This window comes from Butyricicoccus pullicaecorum, assembly GCF_002160355.1.
In the GTDB taxonomy this organism is placed as follows: Bacteria; Bacillota; Clostridia; order Oscillospirales; family Butyricicoccaceae; genus Butyricicoccus; species Butyricicoccus pullicaecorum.
In genome coordinates, this window is sequence record NZ_NFKK01000007.1 from 55,118 (window position 1) to 72,674 (window position 17,557).

16 protein-coding genes are annotated in these 17,557 nt (G+C 57.6%); 7 read left to right on the forward strand and 9 right to left on the reverse strand.

The window, feature by feature from the left end:
• Positions 1-75 precede the first annotated feature (75 nt).
• From B5F17_RS07565 to zapA, 6 genes are read right to left on the reverse strand one after another with little or no spacing between them, the layout of a single operon-like run.
• Positions 76-2,175 (reverse strand): penicillin-binding transpeptidase domain-containing protein, encoded by a 2,100-nt coding sequence (locus tag B5F17_RS07565; protein ID WP_087372574.1) that lies wholly within the window; start codon positions 2,173-2,175, stop codon positions 76-78.
• A 13-nt stretch (positions 2,176-2,188) separates the two neighbouring features.
• A complete protein-coding gene (locus B5F17_RS07570; RefSeq protein WP_087372577.1) occupies positions 2,189-2,704 on the reverse strand; it encodes a hypothetical protein in 516 nt (171 codons plus the stop codon).
• A 6-nt stretch (positions 2,705-2,710) separates the two neighbouring features.
• The gene (mreC, locus tag B5F17_RS07575) at positions 2,711-3,589 is read right to left on the reverse strand and encodes a rod shape-determining protein MreC (protein ID WP_016147647.1); all 879 of its coding nucleotides are present in this window, start codon (positions 3,587-3,589) and stop codon (positions 2,711-2,713) included.
• Between the two features lie 21 nt (positions 3,590-3,610).
• On the reverse strand, positions 3,611-4,174 hold the full coding sequence (locus B5F17_RS07580; protein ID WP_087372580.1) for a Maf family protein: 564 nt from the start codon (positions 4,172-4,174) through the stop codon (positions 3,611-3,613).
• Positions 4,175-4,211: 37 nt separating this feature from the next.
• Complete coding sequence (locus B5F17_RS07585) at positions 4,212-6,320, reverse strand: U32 family peptidase (RefSeq protein ID WP_087372583.1); 2,109 nt, start codon at positions 6,318-6,320, stop codon at positions 4,212-4,214.
• Positions 6,320-7,978: a cell division protein ZapA gene (gene zapA / locus B5F17_RS07590; protein WP_162608119.1), complete on the reverse strand. Its 1,659-nt coding sequence runs from the start codon at positions 7,976-7,978 to the stop codon at positions 6,320-6,322. The genes B5F17_RS07585 and zapA overlap by 1 nt, the downstream gene beginning before the upstream one ends.
• A 252-nt stretch (positions 7,979-8,230) precedes the next feature.
• On the opposite strand from zapA, the gene proB reads away from it, so the two are divergent.
• From proB to B5F17_RS07625, 7 genes are all read left to right on the forward strand, one after another.
• Complete coding sequence (gene proB, locus B5F17_RS07595; protein WP_087372589.1) at positions 8,231-9,046, forward strand: glutamate 5-kinase; 816 nt, start codon at positions 8,231-8,233, stop codon at positions 9,044-9,046.
• A gap of 5 nt (positions 9,047-9,051) precedes the next feature.
• Complete coding sequence (locus tag B5F17_RS07600) at positions 9,052-10,299, forward strand: glutamate-5-semialdehyde dehydrogenase (RefSeq protein WP_087372593.1); 1,248 nt, start codon at positions 9,052-9,054, stop codon at positions 10,297-10,299.
• A 1-nt stretch (position 10,300) separates the two neighbouring features.
• A complete protein-coding gene (locus tag B5F17_RS07605) occupies positions 10,301-10,897 on the forward strand; it encodes a CYTH domain-containing protein (protein WP_087372596.1) in 597 nt (198 codons plus the stop codon).
• Positions 10,898-11,043: 146 nt separating this feature from the next.
• The gene (locus B5F17_RS07610) at positions 11,044-11,919 is read left to right on the forward strand and encodes a ComEC/Rec2 family competence protein (protein WP_087372599.1); all 876 of its coding nucleotides are present in this window, start codon (positions 11,044-11,046) and stop codon (positions 11,917-11,919) included.
• A gap of 18 nt (positions 11,920-11,937) precedes the next feature.
• A complete protein-coding gene (locus tag B5F17_RS07615; protein WP_016147655.1) occupies positions 11,938-12,162 on the forward strand; it encodes a DUF3006 domain-containing protein in 225 nt (74 codons plus the stop codon).
• A 27-nt stretch (positions 12,163-12,189) separates the two neighbouring features.
• Positions 12,190-13,452: a diaminopimelate decarboxylase gene (locus tag B5F17_RS07620; RefSeq protein WP_087372602.1), complete on the forward strand. Its 1,263-nt coding sequence runs from the start codon at positions 12,190-12,192 to the stop codon at positions 13,450-13,452.
• Positions 13,453-13,655: 203 nt separating this feature from the next.
• On the forward strand, positions 13,656-14,126 hold the full coding sequence (locus B5F17_RS07625) for a GNAT family N-acetyltransferase (RefSeq protein WP_087372606.1): 471 nt from the start codon (positions 13,656-13,658) through the stop codon (positions 14,124-14,126).
• Between the two features lie 234 nt (positions 14,127-14,360).
• On the opposite strand, the gene B5F17_RS07630 is transcribed toward B5F17_RS07625, so the two are convergent.
• The 3 genes from B5F17_RS07630 to B5F17_RS07640 form a co-directional block, all read right to left on the reverse strand.
• Positions 14,361-15,176 carry a purine-nucleoside phosphorylase gene (locus tag B5F17_RS07630; RefSeq protein ID WP_087372609.1) on the reverse strand — a complete coding sequence of 272 codons (816 nt, stop codon included), beginning with the start codon at positions 15,174-15,176 and terminating at the stop codon, positions 14,361-14,363.
• 27 nt (positions 15,177-15,203) lie between these two features.
• Positions 15,204-16,517 carry an amidohydrolase gene (locus B5F17_RS07635; RefSeq protein WP_242968724.1) on the reverse strand — a complete coding sequence of 438 codons (1,314 nt, stop codon included), beginning with the start codon at positions 16,515-16,517 and terminating at the stop codon, positions 15,204-15,206.
• 89 nt (positions 16,518-16,606) lie between these two features.
• Positions 16,607-17,500, reverse strand: a complete 894-nt coding sequence (locus B5F17_RS07640; RefSeq protein ID WP_162608120.1) for a DMT family transporter — start codon at positions 17,498-17,500, stop codon at positions 16,607-16,609.
• Between the last annotated feature and the right edge of the window lie 57 nt (positions 17,501-17,557).

Here is a 17,557-nt window from a genome sequence, read left to right on the forward strand (position 1 = left end):
CTCCGGACACATAGAAGCACCTGCAAGATATCCCATCTTGCAGGTGCTTTTGATCTTCCGTCTGCGCGGAATTTTTTACTTTTGCAGCGTGTACTCGGCGGGTACCGACTCCATCTCTCCTTCGCCCTGGAAGTAGGCGTCGAAGATATCACGGGCAACCGGTGCAACAGATGAACCATGCAGTGCACATTCACCAACAACAGCAACCGCGATTTCCGGATCATCTGCCGGAGCGTAAGCGATCAGGACACCATGATCGGTGCTATTTCCATCAAAATCCTTACCACCACTATGCTGCGATGTACCAGTCTTGATTGCAATCGGAATCGGATAATTTGCGAAGGTCGCTGCTGCGGTACCGCCCTCGTCGGCAACCGACTGCATAGCATCAGTAACGGCCTTCAGATTTGCCGGATCAACATCAATCTGCTGGGCAACCTTAGGCTCGTTCTCCATGACCGTGCTGCTGTAATCATACGACTTGACGCTCTTGATCAGCGTCGGCTGATAGCGGGTGCCGCCGTTTGCCAGCGTTGCCGCATAGACAGCCAGCTGGAGCGGGGTGATGGTGTTATCACTCTGACCGATTGCAGCCTGTACAACGTCACCGGGCTGCCACTGGTTAAAGAGTGGATTGTTTTCCAGCATCTGTGCACGGTAGGTCGGGCCTGCGGCCGAACCGGCAATCTCACCGACCTCAATGCCGGTCTTCTGACCGAAGCCGAACAGCTTGGACCACTTCTCAATGGTCGCACCGCCCAGCATGTAGCCGGTCTCGTAGAAATAAATATTACACGACTTTTTGATTGCCTGATTTAAATCTACCGTACCATGCCAACCTAAGCACTTAAAGGTACGAGAGCTAAATCTCGTATAATAATGGTTGCAGACCATGGTCGTACTCTGGTTGATGACGCCCTCTTCCAGACCGGCCAGTGCAATCATGGGCTTGAAGGTAGAACCTGGTGCGTATGCCATCTGGAAGGCACGGTTGCGCGTGGGCTCCAGCGGATTGTCATTGATGGCTGCCGAATCCTCGAGGAAGGTCGCCTGACTGTACGTCGGGTAGTTGGCTGCTGCCAGCACTTCGCCGGTGTCGACCTTGACGACGACTGCCGCACCGCCGCGTGCACCCGAAATCTGCGAGAGGACGTTTGCCAAGGACTCCTCAGCGACCTTTTGCAGCTCGATGTCCAGCGTCGTGATGACGTTGTCACCCGGCTGCGGCGCGGTGGCCTCCATCGTACCCGTGACCTCACCGGTCACGTCGGTGTCCACCATGCGGCTGCCCTTCTTGCCGCGCAGGTACTCTTCCATGGACATTTCCAGACCGCTCTTACCAACGATATCGGTCATGGAATAGCCCTTGTCCTTGTACTTGTCCCAGTCTTCCTTATAAATAATACCGGTACGTCCCAGAATCTGGGCTGCGCAGTCGGTTTCGTACTTGCGCACGGTCGAGGTCTCGATATTGACGCCCTTGAACAAGCTGCTGCGCTCCTTGATCTCGGCAATGAGGTCCATCGGAACGTCCTCGACAAAGATAAACGGGTTGGTGCGCGAGAAACCTGATGTCGACATGCGGTAGCGCTGTTCCAAAATCCAGCGTGCATTGGACGGGGTGTAGGAATCGCTGATGTTGTAATACGATTTGAGCACTGCAAGCACGCTTGGTGCGTCCAGCTCCTTGGCCTCGCTGACACCGTACTTGGACTTGAGTCCCAGCTTATCCTGACCGGACGATGTACCGTTCTTCTCGTCGATAAACGAGGTCAGCGTGGTGTATACCGTATCATCTGCACTGCATGTGAAGGTGTACGGCTCCTGCTGGGTGATGGGCAGTGCGGTCGGCACGTCCACACCCGCCGAGATGACCAGCTGCACGAGCTGCAGCAGGATGTCGTTCTGGTTATCAAAATCCCAGTAAGCGTAGTCAAAGCGGATGGAGTAAACCGACTCGTTGGTGACCAGCGGCCGACCGTAACGGTCGAGAATCTCACCGCGCGCCGCCGAGACAACGCTCGTCGAAGTCAGGTGACGCTCGGCTTGCAGGCGGTACTGTTCACCGTTGATGATCTGCAAAGAATATAGACCGGCGGCTGACACGCCGCACAGCAAAGCAAGCACGACAAAGAGTGCAAGCAATCGATGTAACAGCTTTGTCTTGTTATCCATAGGGTAAAAAACCTCACTTCATACGGTCAAACCGCCGTGCCATGGTGCGCACGGGCAGGTAAATAAACGGGGACAAAACGATCGCGGCCAGGATCTCGCCGTACATGGATTGCAGGAACGGCAGGATCGGGTAGGATACGCGAACCATTGCCGACAGCACAAACTGCAAGCCGCGCAGAATGAGCATGCCGCCTGCGGTCAAAAGCAGGTGCGACGGCCAGATGCGGCGCAGATAGCGTCCGCTGATTGCACCCGCGAAGGTGGCAAACAGCATAAAGTAGAGCGGCAGCAGGCCCTCTACGCCAGTACCTGCCAGATCGTACAGAATGCCGGTGGTCAGGCCGATCGCCGCGCCAACGGCAGGGTTTTCCATGAGCGCGACCGCTGCGGGCACACTGAACAAGAGATCCAGCCGTGCGCCGAACAGCTTGAGTCCGCCGAGCGGCGTTGCCGTCTCGAGCAAATAGAGTACGATCAGAAAAATAGTGTAGGAAACGATCTTATAGGTCGTAGTGCGGTCTCTCTGCATGGCGCATCACTCCGCTGCGGCATCGGCTGCCGCCTGGTCGGTGGACTGTACCTGTCCCGAAGTCACGTCGGTGATAACGTATACGTCGGTGACCGTTGCCGGATCGACAAACGGGCGGATGACCGCATAGTTATCCATGCCGTTCTCCTCGATCATGACGCGCTCAACCGTGCCGATCATAATACCCTTGGGGAAGATACCGCCCTCGCCCGAGGTCTGCACAGTGTCGCCGATGACGACATCGCTGTCCTTGCCCAGATAGGACAGGCGCAGCATGCCGCTGCCCATCAGCTCGTAATCGCCCTGTGCAATGCCGCTCTCGCGGGTACGGGTGACCAGCGCACCGGCGTGCATGTTGGTGTCAAGCACGGTGGTGACCTTGCTGTAAGTCGGTGCAACCATGGATACATAGCCGACCATGCCCTCAGCCGTCACAACCAGATCGTTCTCGGACACACCGGCGAGCGATCCCTTATCGATCGAGATCGTGGTCGCCCACTGTCCGGGCGAACGCGCGATGACCTCGGCCATGTCATAGTGGAAGGTCGGGTTTGCCTCGACCAGACCGGTCAGCACGCGCAGACGCTCGTTCTCGTCCAGTGCAACCTGTGCGTCACGCACCTGCTGCTCGAGCTCTGCGACCTTTTCGCGCAGCTGCTTATTCTCGGCCTCCATCTCGTCGTAGTTCTGGAAGTGATCGACCAGATGGCCGACCTTGTTCGTCACGACCGATACGCCTTTCTGCAGCGGCGACAGCACGGTACCGACCGCCGCCGAAACCGGCGAGTCCTGTCCGGCTGCCCCGGTGTAGGCAGCAAGACCGAGACAAACTGCCGCGATCAACAGAATGACCGTCAGCAGTCTTGTGGTAAAGATATTTCGCAAGTGGGATCCCCTCTCCTAAAATCAGACCAGCTTTGTCTGGCGCATCCGCTCGTACAGGCGGCGCACCGGCAGGCCCATAACGCTGTAATAATCTCCCTCAATACCCTGGATGAACCGTGCGCCGGTACCCTGGATACCGTATGCGCCCGCCTTGTCCATGGGTTCGCCCGAGGCGACGTAGGACGCGATCTCCTCGTCGGACAGATCGGCAAAGCGCACGCGGGTTACGACCGTGTCGGTCAGCATACCCTGACCGGGGACGTAAAGCGCAAGGCCGGTCATGACCTCGTGCGTGCGTCCGGACAGCAGTCTCAGCATCCGGCAGGCATCCTGTTCGTCTGCCGGTTTGCCCAGCGCCTGGCCGTCCAGCACGACCAGCGTATCCGAGCCGATCACGGCGGCCTGCGGGTGCAGGTCTGCGACCGCCCGTGCCTTGCCCGCGGCCAGTCTGGCGACTTCCTCGGCCAGATCGGCGCCCGGGCGCAGTCCCTCGTCAATGTCGGCCGGACACACCGAAAAGTCCGGTGTGATCAGCCCGAGCAGCTCCTGTCTGCGCGGGGACTGTGAAGCTAAAATCAGTTGCATTTACAGTAATTGCTCCTTTTACATTCCCATATCCGTGTTATTCGACACCGCGTCCGTACAGTCCGCGGGTAAAGCCGTCGGCAAAGGTCACTTCCCTGCCCTCGGTGTACGCCTGCCAGATCTCGCCAGCCCGCTCGGGCGACTCGGTGGTCAGGCAGATGCGTCCGAGCTGTGCGCCGACCTTCTTCCAGTCGTCTTTATCGGCCAGATAGAGCGGCTTGCTGTTGAGCAGCGTGTTGCGGCAGCCGAATTCAGGCAGCAGCGCAAAGCGCTGGCCGGTGCGGTCGGTCAGGGTGGTAATGCCCTGCTTGCAGCTGCACTTACCCGTCTTGCGGCGGATGGCACAGTTTTCAAAAATCATCAGCGGCAGATGGCCGTAGACCACCATTTCGGTCTGGATGGGCTTGTCGATGTCGCGCAGCTGTGCCGTGCGCAGTTCGAACGACAGCGTCTGTCGAACAACACCCAGTTCAGCCAGTGCATCGAGTGCCGCGCCGTTGCATACATTAAGACCAAAGCCGCCGTGCACGATAAATCCCTTGCGGCGCAGCAGCGGCAGCTGTCCGACGTTCATCGCGCAGGCAGTCTGCACACCGCAGTCGCGCACGACATCCAGCATGCGCTCGATTTCGGGCTGCTCGGCATCGGTGTAGATGCGCGGCATGTGCACCGCGAGCGGCATACCCTCAGAGAGCAGAGAGCGTACGGTATCCGGTTCCCCGGCAAGCTCTGCGAGCGGGACGTAGACCGTCTGGGGCTTGTGCGCCTGCATGGCCGGGGTCAGCTGAGACAGCTTGCGTATCTCTAAAGTATACCCCTCGAATGCGGCGTTTTTGTGTCGATTGTGTGAAGTTTGGAACGGTTTCCAAGTTCTCTTAGGCGGCAGGCCGCGCAGCATGGCGACCGTGTTCAGCGCCGTGCGGCGCAAGGCGTTGATACGCGAAGCCGGAACCATCAGGCCGTCGGGCAGGTTGATGATGAGATCGTCGTCCGGGTCTGCGACATAGAACGGCGTACCGCCGGTCTTGACCAGATTTTTGACCAGCATGTCGCGGGTAGTCGGACGGTTCTTGGCCTGCTCGACCGGTTCATGGTCGGCTGTGCCTACATCGTGCTCTTCTCCGTCGGACACGCCGAGCGAAATGCCGTCCGGTGTGACCGTACAGGACATGGTGACCGGTACGAGCGGCGCTTCCTTGCCCTCGGCAAAACGGTGTGCCGCTTCCTCGTAGAGCGACTTGACCTCGCTCATGGGCAGATCGGTCTTGGTGCCGAACATCTTGTCGTCCACCTTGCCGGTCAGATAACCGTCGGTAAAGCCGTCGCGCGAAAAGACTTTGCGCAAAACTTCGTTTTCTTCCTTGGTCGGGCCGCGCTGCTCGCGCAGCAGATCGGCGTAAATCTTGGTGACAATCGCGCTGTACTCCGGACGCTTCATGCGTCCTTCAATCTTGAAGGACGACACACCCATCCGGGTCAGGGTCGGAATCCACTTGGCCGCGCACAAATCCTTGAGCGAGAGCGGATATCCCTTTTTGCCGGAGTCGTAGGTGTAGGGCAAGCGGCAGGGCTGGGCACACAGGCCGCGATTGCCCGAGCGCTGACCGATGACCGACGACATGTAGCACTGACCCGAGTAGCACATGCACAGCGCACCGTGCACAAAGACCTCGGTTTCCACGCCCGCCTCGCGGGTGATCTTCTCGATCTCGTCCAGCGTGCACTCGCGCGACAGCACGACGCGGGAAAAGCCCAGTTCCTTGGCTTGCAGCGCACCATCCAGCGTGTGAATGGTCATCTGGGTGGACGCGTGCAGCGGCAGGTCGGGTGCATGCTCACGAATGAGCCGTGCAAGACCCAAATCCTGCACGATGAGCGCATCTGCGCCCGCTTCGCTCAGAAATCGCACGTCCTCCATGGCTTCGGACAGCTCACGGTCGAGGGCGACGATGTTAAATGTAACATTGGTTTTGACCCCGCGGGTGCGGCAGTAGGCAATGGCCTCGGCCATCTCCTCCCGCGAAAAGTTCTTTGCACCACGGCGGGCATTGAACGTGCCAAAGCCCAGATAGACGGCGTTTGCACCGCTCTGCACGGCTGCGCGCACGCCCTCAAAGGAACCGGCCGGGGCTAATAATTCGGGCATTACTTTCCGCCTTTCTTCTTTTTCCCGCGCGGTGCCTGGGACTGGTTGATCTGAATCTGACGGTTGAGCTCGGCCTTGACCTTCTTAAGCTCAGCCTGCAAGGCTTGCATCTCGGCATCCCGCTCGTCCGGCTGCTCGTTTACCGGTTCAGCCGCCGGTGCAGGCTGCTCTGCTGCCTTGTGTGCCTCTTCCAGTTCCTGCTTGAGGCGTTCGATCTCGGCCAGATCACCTGCATCGTGCTGCGGTGCAGCCTTCTTCTCGGCCTCTAATGTCTCCAGGTGTGCGCGTTTGACCTCCTCCTGCAAGCGATCGATCTCAGCGTGCAGCGGTTCGGGGTCTTCCATGTTGTTGTAATCCTTCTCCAGCTGGCGCAGGCGGGTCAGCTCACGGCGCAGCTCGCCGATCTCGCCGATCTCTCGTCCAGCCAGCTGAATCTTCGCCTTGGACAGCTCAGCCTTGACATCGGTCAGCTCCTTGTTCAGCTGCTCAAACTCGACGGTCGGGCGCACGTCGTGGTACGAGTCGCGCAGACGCTGCATCTCATCGCGCAGGCGTGCGTTCTCGTCGGCCTGACTGCGGCGCTCATCCAGCGCTGCCTGCAGCTGACGGATCTGGGCGTAGAGCGGTGCCGGATCGTTGCGCTTGAGACGCTCGTCCAGTTCCTCGATCTGCGCCTTGAGGCGGCTGTTCTCTCCGACCTGCTTTTCCTTGGTGTCGAGGGCATTTTGCAGGTTGCGAATCTCATTGCGCAGCGGCTCGGGGTCGTTCTCGACCAGCTTGTGCTTGAGTCCTTCGATCTCTTCCTTGAGCTGAATGTTCTCGCTGACCTGCTTTTCCTTGGCATCGAGTGCGTTTTGCAGATTGCGGATCTCGGCGTAGAGCGGTTCGGTATCAGTGCGTGCACCGCGCAGAATCTCGATCTCCTCATTGAGCGACTCGATCTGCTTGTTGAGCGCGTCGATCTGATCCTGTGCCTCGGCCGACTGGGTGGATTCCTTGACATGCAGTGCGTCGAGTGCAGCATTGAGCTGGTCAATCTCGCTTTGCAGCGAATTTTCCTGCTCATGCACCGCGGCAGCCTTTTCGGCCTGTGCCCGTGTCAGCTCCTCGCGCAGCTCCTGTGTCTCGCGGGTCAGCGCCTGAATGCGCATCTGCAAGGCATCCATGTCGGACAGTCTTGCCTTGGCCTGGTCACGGTCACGGGTCAGCTGGTCGATCTGTCCATTGAGTCTTGCCATCTCGGCATCGGACTCGGCGCACACGCTGTCATGCAGATTGTGTGCGGTGTCCAGCTCCTTTTCCAGCCGCTTGATTTCGGCCAGGAGCACGGCCGGGTCTTCATCCGGACGCGCACGGCGCATGGTGTCGAGCTCGTCCTGCATCAGGCCCAGCTCGCTCTTGCTTTTGGCGAGTGCTTCCTGCTGCTCCTGTGCCTGGTTTTTGTACTCCTCGCACTGGTGGCGCAGCTTGACGGCCTCATCGGCCATGTTCAGAGTTGCCAGTACGCCGGTCGAAAACGTCGTATTGCCAACCAGTTTCTTGGCCTCTGCGATCTTCTGATCTGCCAGGGCCGCGATCTCTTTCATGTATGCTTCGGGTTCGTCCGCGACCAGTGAGAATTTCTGGCCTGCGATGGTTACGGTGAGACGGTTTTGCATCCCGATCTTCCTCCCTGTTAGTTGCATTGGTATACAGCATATTATTATAACACAATTCCTTTTGCCTCGCACGCAAATTTCCGCAAAATACCAAGAATTTGTGATTTTGCATGCACACTGCTGTTACCGCCTGTCCGGATGCGTCAACATCCACAAGCCGGCCCCAGATATGGCCTGCTCTCTTGTTTCTGCCGCCCGCTTATGATAGAATAAATTTATCTATCTACTACTTTATTAAAGGAGTCTTTTCCCATGTCCACTCGTTCCGATGCGCGCCGTCTGGTGCTCAAGATCGGTACCTCTTCGCTGACCTATCCCAACGGAAAACTGAACATTCGCTGCATCGAACATCTGGTGCGCGTCATCTCCGATCTGCACAACCGAGGATTTGAACTTGTCCTGGTCTCGTCCGGTGCGGTCGGTGTCGGTCTCAACAAGCTCGGCATCGTCGATCGCCCGCGTGATATGCGCATGAAGCAGGCTGCCGCTGCCGTCGGTCAGTGCGAGCTTATGCACATCTACGACAAGATGTTCCTCGAATACGGCGTGACCGTCGCGCAGGTCCTGCTGACCCGCCACAATATCGCATCCGCCGAGCACTACGCCAACGTCGAGGGCACCTTTGACGCCCTGCTGACCGCCGGTGTCGTGCCCATCGTCAATGAAAACGACGTTGTTTCCACCGAGGAGCTCAGCCGCGTTGAGACCTTCGGTGATAACGATACCCTGTCGGCCGTCGTCGCACAGCTGTGCAAGGCCGACCTGCTCATTATCTTCACCGACATCGACGGTCTGTACAGCGACAACCCGCGTGAAAACCCGGACGCGCAGCTCATCTCCCGTGTCGAGGCCATCAACGACGATCTGCGCAAGATCGCGGGCGGCCCGGGCACCAAGGGCGGCACGGGCGGTATGGCGACCAAGCTGTCCGCTGCTGAGATCTGTATGGAAAACGGTGTCTCCATGCTCATCACCAAGGGCGACCGCGCCGAAGTGCTCTACGATATCGTAGACGGCAAGAAGGTCGGTACCCTGTTCAAGCGAAAGTTCAAGAGAAAGAAGGTTTGATCCCCATGCGCGATCTCATGACCATCGCCGAGGCTGCCAAAGCGGCCAAGTCGGCGGTTGCCAAGCTGGATACCAACGCCAAAAACGCCGGTCTGAATGCCATTGCCGACACGCTCCTGGCGCATACCGACGAAATCCTGTCCGCCAACCGTCTGGACATTGAGGCCGGACGGGAAAACGGTCTGAACGAAGGTCTGATCGACCGTCTGACCCTGACCGCAGACCGCATTGCCGGGATCGCCGAGGGCTGCCGTCAGGTCGCCGCTCTGCCCGACCCCATCGGTGAAGTGCTGTGGCAGCGCACCCGTCCCAACGGTCTGCGCATCGGCCTGCGCCGTGTGCCCATGGGTGTCATCGGCATCATCTACGAAGCCCGTCCCAACGTCACCGTGGACGCTGCCGCGCTGTGCTTCAAGGCCGGTTCGGCCTGCATCCTGCGCGGCGGCAAGGAAGCTTTCCACTCGTCCAAGTGTCTGTCCGACCTCATGCGTCAGGCGCTGACCGACTGTGGTTTACCTGCTGATGCCATCAATCTGGTCGAGGACACCACCCGCGAGAGCGCCAATCAGATGATGAAGCTCAACGGCTATCTGGATGTGCTCATCCCGCGCGGCGGCGCCGGACTCATCCGCGCGGTCGTGCAGAACGCTACGGTCCCGGTCATCGAGACCGGCACGGGCAACTGTCACGTCTACGTCGATGCTTCTGCCGATCTGGACATGGCCGCTCGCATTCTGGTCAACGCCAAGTGCCAGCGCATTTCGGTGTGCAACGCCGCCGAAAGCCTGCTCGTGCATCGTGATGTTGCCGAAGCCTTCCTGCCCATGGCACAGAAAGCACTCGCACCCGATCACGTCATCCTGCACGGCTGTCCGCGCACGATGGAGATTCTGGGCGACAGCATCGTCCCCGCGACCGAGGACGACTATGGCCGGGAATATCTGGCGTATGAAATCTCGGTCAAGGTGGTGGACTCCATCGACGAGGCCATCGCACACATCAACCGCTACAACACCGGACATTCCGAGTGCATCGTGACCGAGTCCTACGCGGCTTCCCAGCAGTTTACCGACGAGGTCGACGCAGCAGCCGTCTACGTCAACGCTTCCACCCGCTTTACCGACGGTTTTGAGTTCGGTTTCGGCGCTGAGATCGGTATTTCCACCCAGAAGCTGCACGCACGCGGCCCGATGGGTCTGGAAGCACTGACCTCGCAGAAATACGTCATCTTCGGCAACGGACAGGTGCGCTGACATGGAACGTGAATTCAAATGGAAGGCATCCGCCCAGCAGTTTGACGCGCTGTGTCAGTCGCTTGGACTGCATCCCCATCCGCAGACCATCCTGCACATGGACGCGACCTACTACGACGATGCCGCGCACAGTCTGCGCGACCGAAAAATCGGTCTGCGTCTGCGCAGCGAAAATGGCCGCAAGGTGTGCTGCATGAAGCTGCGCACCGAGGCGCAGAACGGTCTGCACGTGCACGAGGAATACGAGTGCGCTGCCGACACGCTGATCGACGGCCTGCAAAAACTCCCCGCGCACGGCGCATCGGCCGAGCTGTGTCAGCATCTGGCACAGTCCGAGCTTATTCCCATCGCGCACGTCTGTTTTGACCGTCAACCGGTCATGTGGACACAGGACGGCTTCTCTGCCGAGCTGTCGCTCGACATCGGAACGCTGGCGAGCGGTTCGCAGTCGGTGCAGTTCTGCGAGATCGAGTGCGAGTACAAAGAAGGCGACGCGGATGCGTTCCAGACTGCCTGTGAAGCACAGGCTGCACGCTTTGCACTGACCCCGGAACCGCTGTCCAAACTGGCGCGTGCACTTTCGTTGTCAAAAGTATGAAAATGTACCGGCCAAAACAGCGTTTATTTTGGTAAAGTTATAAAATCTTGCAAGATACCCCCGTTATCCTTGCAGTTTGAGCGGTGTCATTGTATAATGATTGCGTTGTATACGGAGGTCTGCACCCGTCGAATGTGAGGTATGTTTTGGCAGACAATTCCAGCACTTCCCGGCAAAAGCCTGGGAAAAAGTCCATTGTTTTCCTGTGTATCCTGACCGTTTTGGTGATCGCGTACGAGTTGTTTGTGAGTTTTGGACAGGAGATCATCTCCGATCCCATGCAGCAGCAGACCACCGTACATTTCATCGACGTGGGACAGGGCGACTGTTCGCTGATCGTGTCCGGCGGCGAAGCCGTGCTCATAGATGCAGGTCTGACAGCAACTTCTGATCAGGTGATCGCCTACCTGAAAGAGGCAGGCGTGACTCGTCTGGTCGCCGCAGTCGGTACCCATCCACACGAGGATCACATCGGCGGCATGGCTGCTGTGCTGGAAACGTTTCCGACCGACGTACTCTATCTGCCCGCGCAGACCGCGCTGACCGCCACCTATTCGGCCATGCTGGACGCTGCCGAACAGACCGGTGTGTCGGTGCAGGTTCCGAGTCCCGGACAGGTACTCGAGTTCGGCAACCATGCCAGTCTGACTTTTCTGGCACCCGCGCCCGATGATACATTCGACAATGTAAACAACGATTCCATTATCTCCATGTTTGCCGCGGACGACTTCCGCGTGCTGTTCACAGGAGACGCCGAAGCGCAGGCCGAAGAAGCAGTGCTGGCTTCGGGCGCCGATCTTTCCTGTGATGTGCTCAAAGTCGGACACCACGGCAGCGACACCTCGTCTACCAATGCGTTTCTGGATGCCGCATCGCCCAAAATCGCGGTCATTTCCTGTGGAAAGTACAACGATTATGGCCATCCGCACCCCGAAACACTCGTCCGTCTGGCAGAACACGGTGCATCCGTGCACGTTACTGCCGACTCGGGCACCTTCCGTTATCCAACCCCTGTCAACTAACAAAGGAGACAACGCCACATGAGAGAACAGGCAGTCGTTGACCGGTTCGAAGGCGATTTTATCATTCTGGAAACCGATCACGGTATGATCGAAATTCCCCGCAGCCATGCACCCGTTATGGCCGGCGAGGGCATGGTCGTCTGGTACGAGGGCGACCGCATTCTTGAAATCGACGAAGAGGAAACCGCTCGGCGCGAGGCCATGACCCGCCGCCGCTTCGAGCGGATTTTAGGAAAGAAATAAATCTAAACCGCAAAGGAATGAACCCCAATGAACCAGAAAAAGCCGTTTGTTACCCTGGAGCAAGTTCAGGAAATGGTCAAGAAGTACCCCACTCCCTTCCACCTCTATGACGAGAAGGGCATTCGTGAGAACGCACGCCGCATCAAGCAGGCATTTGCCTGGAATCCGGGCTTCCACGAGTATTTTGCTGTCAAGGCTTGCCCCAATCCCCGCCTGCTTCAGATCCTCAAGGAAGAGGGCTTCGGCTGCGACTGCTCGAGCTACACCGAGCTGCTGATGAGCGAGGCAGTCGGTCAGGTTGGTGAGGATATCATGTTCTCGTCCAACGTGACCCCGGCTGAGGATTTCGCACTGGCTGCAAAGCTGGGTGCAATCATCAACTTCGACGACATCACCCACATCGACTTCTTTGAGAAGATCGCTCCGTTCCCGGAGACCATGTCCTGCCGCTACAATCCGGGCGGTGACTTCAAGATCGAAAATGAGATCATGGATACCCCGCAGGATGCAAAGTACGGCATGACCCGTCCCCAGCTGACCGAGGCATACCGCAAGCTGATGAGCAAGGGTGTCAAGCACTTTGGCCTGCATGCGTTCCTGGCTTCCAACACGGTTGCAAACGAGTACTATCCGGTGCTCGCACGTCTGCTGTTCCAGACCGCAGTCGAGCTGCACGAGGAGACCGGTGCACATATCGCGTTCATCAATCTGTCCGGCGGCGTTGGCATCCCCTACCGTCCCGAGCAGAATGCAAACGATATTATGGCCATCGGCGAGGGTGTTCGCAAGGCATACGAAGAGGTACTCGTACCGGCTGGTATGGGCGACGTTGCCATCTACACCGAGATGGGTCGCTTTGTTATGGGCCCCTACGGCTGCCTGGTTGCAAAGTGCCTGCATCACAAGCATACGCACAAGGAGTATGTAGGTCTGGATGCCTGCGCTGCAAACCTCATGCGTCCGGCGATGTATGGCGCTTACCATCACATCACCGTTCTGGGCAAGGAAGACGCGCCCTGCGATCACAAGTACGACGTGACCGGCGGTCTGTGTGAGAATAACGATAAGTTTGCCATCGACCGCATGCTGCCCGAGATCGACGACGGCGATTATCTGGTCATCCACGATACCGGTGCACACGGTTTTGCAATGGGTTATAACTACAATGGCAAGCTGCGTTCGGCTGAAGTCCTGCTGCGTGAAGACGGCACGACCGAGCTCATCCGCCGCGCAGAGACCCCCGAGGATTACTTCGCAACCCTGGACGTGACCGGCGTATTTAAGAAGTAATTTCTCGCCCACAGGCGAAAATCGGGATTCTCAAGGGACGAGTCCCTTGAGTCCATCCAAGTGAAACTTGGTCGAGCCCGCAGGCTCGAAACTTTCCTTTTGATTCCGGTCTTTTGACCGGAATCAACCAAAACAAACATCCAAACAGCCGCCCAGATGGGCGGCTGTCTTTCCTTCCCTACACTTCAAAGGAGTGCATTTCCTTGTCTCTGACTTTCCAAAAAGCCCAACTGTCCGACCTTGACCTGCTCGTCCAAACACGCCTCACCGTCCTGCGTGCCGCAAACGAATTACCGCCCGATACACCGCTTCCCCAAGTTGAAGAGCAATCGCGCATCTACTATGCCGACGCGCTGGCAGATGACTCACACACGGCCTATCTGGTCTTCGACGGTGATTGCTGGATTGGCGCGGGCGGCATCAGTTATTTTCGCGTTATGCCCACGGTAGACAATCCCACCGGCCGAAAGGGATACTATATGAATCTCTACGTTGCACCGGAATACCGTCGGCAAGGCATCTGCACCAAGCTGCTCGATCTGCTGACAGCCGATGCGCAAGCACGCGGTGTGACCTTTCTGACGCTGGAAGCGACTGCAATGGGTCGACCGGTCTATGAGCGGTATGGGTTCCGGGCGATGGAACACGAGATGGTATTGCAGGAAGATATTTAAAAAGACCGTCCCAGATTGGGACGGTCTTTTTTATGAGCGGCCAATTGCCGCATGGGAATTACGCCGTCTGCGACGGCGGTTTGGTTTTAGTTCAAGTTGATTCCCGGGTCGAACACCGGGAATCAAAAAGGAGTTCCGGACTCTGCGGAGTCCGGCTCAGGGCTCTGCCCTGAGAACCCGCGGCCTTTCGAGAAAGGCCGGCGAAAGCTTCAATAATGGGTGCGGTGGTAAGTTTTACAGCAAAGCGACGATTTCACGCATGAGCGTCTGGAACTGCTCGCCGCCCTTTGCTGCCATTTCCTTGACTTCTTCATCCGACAGTGCATTTCCGGTCACGCCTGCGGCCATATTGGTAATCATGGACACTGCAAGAACCGGCAATCCGCAATGTGCAGCCGCAATGCTCTCAAACACGGTTGACATTCCCACAGCATCGCCGCCCATTGTACGGAACATGCGAATCTCCGCCGCTGTCTCATACTGCGGACCATTCACGCCAACATACACGCCATGTCGCAAAGACAAACCGCAATTTTCCGCGGCCTGATCGGCCAGATCACGCAAGTCCTTCGGGTAAACGTGGCACATATCGTTAAACCTTGGGCCAACACGGTCATCGTTCGGACCGGTCAGCGGACTCTTTCCGGTAAAGTTGATATGGTCATCGATGACCATAAAATCTCCTGCCGAAAAGTCCAGGTTAATACCGCCTGCTGCATTGGTCAAAATGACCGTTTTAATGCCCAGCAGTTTGAATACCGGGATGGGATAAGATACCTCAGCCGGTGTATATCCTTCATACCCATGCAGTCGACCCTGCATGCACAAGACGGTCTTACCAGACAGCTCACCCAGCACCAGTCGGCCTGCATGATCGGGTGCTGTGGAACGGCAGAAGTGCGGAACTTCACCGAACGGAACGGTCACCGGGTCTTTGAGTTCATCGGCCAGCGGGCCCAGTCCCGAACCGAGCACCAATGCGACACTCGGGATTCTCCCACCGAATGCACGGCTGAGAAACGCCGCACTTTCTCTCATCTTTTCATACATAAATGACCGCTCCTTTCCGGGTTTTACTTACAGCTGTGCGCGAATTGCGTCGGTTGCACGCTGTGCTTCGAACTTGACCTTCTCGATATCGATGGTCTTGTATTCGCCGTCCTGATACAGCACCTTGCCGTCAACCATGGTCAGACAGACGTCACTTCCCTGTGCCGAGTAAACCAGATTGGTCGTCCAGTCGTTAACCGGCACCATCCAGGGCTCGTCGACGTTCAGCACCGCAAGGTCAGCCTTCATGCCGACACGGACAAGACCGCTGTCATCGCGTCCCTGCGAGCGCATACCGTTGACCGTCGCAGCGGCCAGCGCCTCAGCCGGGGTGACAACGGTCGGGTCATGGGTTGCACCTTTGTATACATTTGCGAACAGGAACATCTCTTTGAAAAGATTGAGGTTGTTGTTGGAAGCAACGCTGTCCGTACCCAGCGCAACATGGATACCGCGCTTGAGCATCTCGGGCACGCGTGCAAAGCCGCTCGCAAGCTTCATGTTGCTGACCGGGCAGGACGCAACGGTCACGCCGCGACGCTCCAGAATGGCAAAATCGCTGTCATCCAGCCAGACGCAGTGCGCTGCCGTGGTCGGCTGATCAAACAGACCCAGCTTTTCAAAATATGCTGCGGGCGTCATGCCGTGACGCGCCTTGCATTCCTCGTGCTCGCTCTGGGTCTCGGACAGGTGAATGTGCACGCGTGCATCGACCTGCTTAGCATGCTTTGCGACTGCCTCGACCACCTTGGGCGTGGTCGTGTACTCACCGTGAATGCACAGGTCAATCTTCAGTCTGCCATCACCTGCGTTCTGATAACGCGCAAGCAAGTCGCAATTGTCCTTGTAGGCGGCAGTCTGCTCGTAATCGCTGTCGTCAAAGACGGTCAATCCACGGCTCAGGTTGCACTTAATGCCCGATTCCAGAATGGCATCGGCCATGGTCTGGCTGAAAAAGTACATGTCGGTAAACGACACCGTACCAAAACGCAGCATTTCGGCAATGGCCAGACGGGTTGCCGGTGCGACAGCCGCGTCGCTGAGCTTGTCTTCAAACGGGAAAATACGCTCGTTCAGCCAGCGCTGCAAGGACAGGTTCTCACCGTAACCGCGCAGCAGAGTCATGGGCGCATGCGAGTGCGCGTTGACCATACCAGGCATGAGCAACTTACCCTTACCGTTATAAGTCTCACCAAAATCCTCGGTCGGACGCTCGGAACCGATATACGCGATCTTATCCGCCTTGACGCCTACATACTGGCCGTGCTTGACGGTAAAATCATCAGCTAAAATCGAAATATTTTCAAAAAGCATAACGATCAATCCTTTCTTTGTATCCATGATATCACAAAACGCGCGGCACTGACAAGTGTGTGCATGCGGATGCAAAAAATCCCGTGTATCCATTTGGAGCACGGGATTTTGTTTGTTCAGGAAGCGGCGCGCGTCCGATGCGAAACCGGCAGATTGAGCAGCACAATGGCTGCCAGCACAAGCGCCATACCGCCCAGCCGTCCAACATCCAGCGGTTCGGCAAAGAGCAGCATGCCGACCAGCGCAGCGACAACTGGTTCCACGCAAGCCACGATGGAAGCCTTGCCCGCGTCCACCCGGGTCAGTCCCTTGGTGTACAGCAGATAAGGCAGGACGGTGCACAGCACACCACCACACAGCGCCATAATGACCGTTTGCGGCGAGGAAAACACAATGCGTGCGGCCTGTACTGGCTGCGAGATGGGCAAAACACCGATGGCTGCAAACAGCATGGTATATGCTGTAATGGTGCGGGAATCATAATCGCGCAGGGCGAATTTTCCAAAGACGGTATAGAGCGCATAGCCGATGCCCGAGGCCAGACCGAAGGCCAACGCCGCCGGATGCACCGACAAACCGCCCGAAAATGCACCGGTTGCCAGTCCACAGCCCACGACGGTCAGCGCCAGTGCACCGATCTTACGTCCGGTCAGCTTTTCCCCGAACAGCACGGCAGAAAACAGCATGACAAACACCGGCGCGGTGTACAGCAGCAATGCGGCAAGGCCGATGGTCGAGCGCTCGATACAGGCAAAGTAGCAAGAATTGAAAAATGCCAGACTGATCATACCCGTGCCGACAAAATACCACAGATGCTTCCAGGTCTTGAGCTTCAGCGCGCGGCGATCGCGCACAAACAGCCAAAGCCACATAACAACAGCTGCACACACGGTGCGCACGCCGACCGCCTGCGGTGAGGTCAGTCCCGCAGCCGAAAGCACCTCAAAAAACAGCGACAGCAGACCCCAGAGGGCACCTGCTGCCGCGATCATGGCGTAATATTGCTTCATATCTCGATCCGCTCCTCTTTCGCTCTGCATTTTATTATAGCAGAGCGGTAAAGGAGT

Bases quoted from the DNA above. Each gene is read 5' to 3' on its own strand.
- B5F17_RS07565 (WP_087372574.1), bottom strand. From the start codon at position 2,175: ATGGATAACAAGACAAAGCTGTTACATCGATTGCTTGCACTCTTTGTC.
- B5F17_RS07570 (WP_087372577.1), bottom strand. From the start codon at position 2,704: ATGCAGAGAGACCGCACTACGACCTATAAGATCGTTTCCTACACTATT.
- B5F17_RS07580 (WP_087372580.1), bottom strand. From the start codon at position 4,174: ATGCAACTGATTTTAGCTTCACAGTCCCCGCGCAGACAGGAGCTGCTC.
- B5F17_RS07585 (WP_087372583.1), bottom strand. From the start codon at position 6,320: ATGCCCGAATTATTAGCCCCGGCCGGTTCCTTTGAGGGCGTGCGCGCA.
- zapA (WP_162608119.1), bottom strand. From the start codon at position 7,978: ATGCAAAACCGTCTCACCGTAACCATCGCAGGCCAGAAATTCTCACTG.
- proB (WP_087372589.1), top strand. From the start codon at position 8,231: ATGTCCACTCGTTCCGATGCGCGCCGTCTGGTGCTCAAGATCGGTACC.
- B5F17_RS07600 (WP_087372593.1), top strand. From the start codon at position 9,052: ATGCGCGATCTCATGACCATCGCCGAGGCTGCCAAAGCGGCCAAGTCG.
- B5F17_RS07605 (WP_087372596.1), top strand. From the start codon at position 10,301: ATGGAACGTGAATTCAAATGGAAGGCATCCGCCCAGCAGTTTGACGCG.
- B5F17_RS07615 (WP_016147655.1), top strand. From the start codon at position 11,938: ATGAGAGAACAGGCAGTCGTTGACCGGTTCGAAGGCGATTTTATCATT.
- B5F17_RS07620 (WP_087372602.1), top strand. From the start codon at position 12,190: ATGAACCAGAAAAAGCCGTTTGTTACCCTGGAGCAAGTTCAGGAAATG.
- B5F17_RS07630 (WP_087372609.1), bottom strand. From the start codon at position 15,176: ATGTATGAAAAGATGAGAGAAAGTGCGGCGTTTCTCAGCCGTGCATTC.
- B5F17_RS07635 (WP_242968724.1), bottom strand. From the start codon at position 16,517: ATGGATACAAAGAAAGGATTGATCGTTATGCTTTTTGAAAATATTTCG.
- B5F17_RS07640 (WP_162608120.1), bottom strand. From the start codon at position 17,500: ATGAAGCAATATTACGCCATGATCGCGGCAGCAGGTGCCCTCTGGGGT.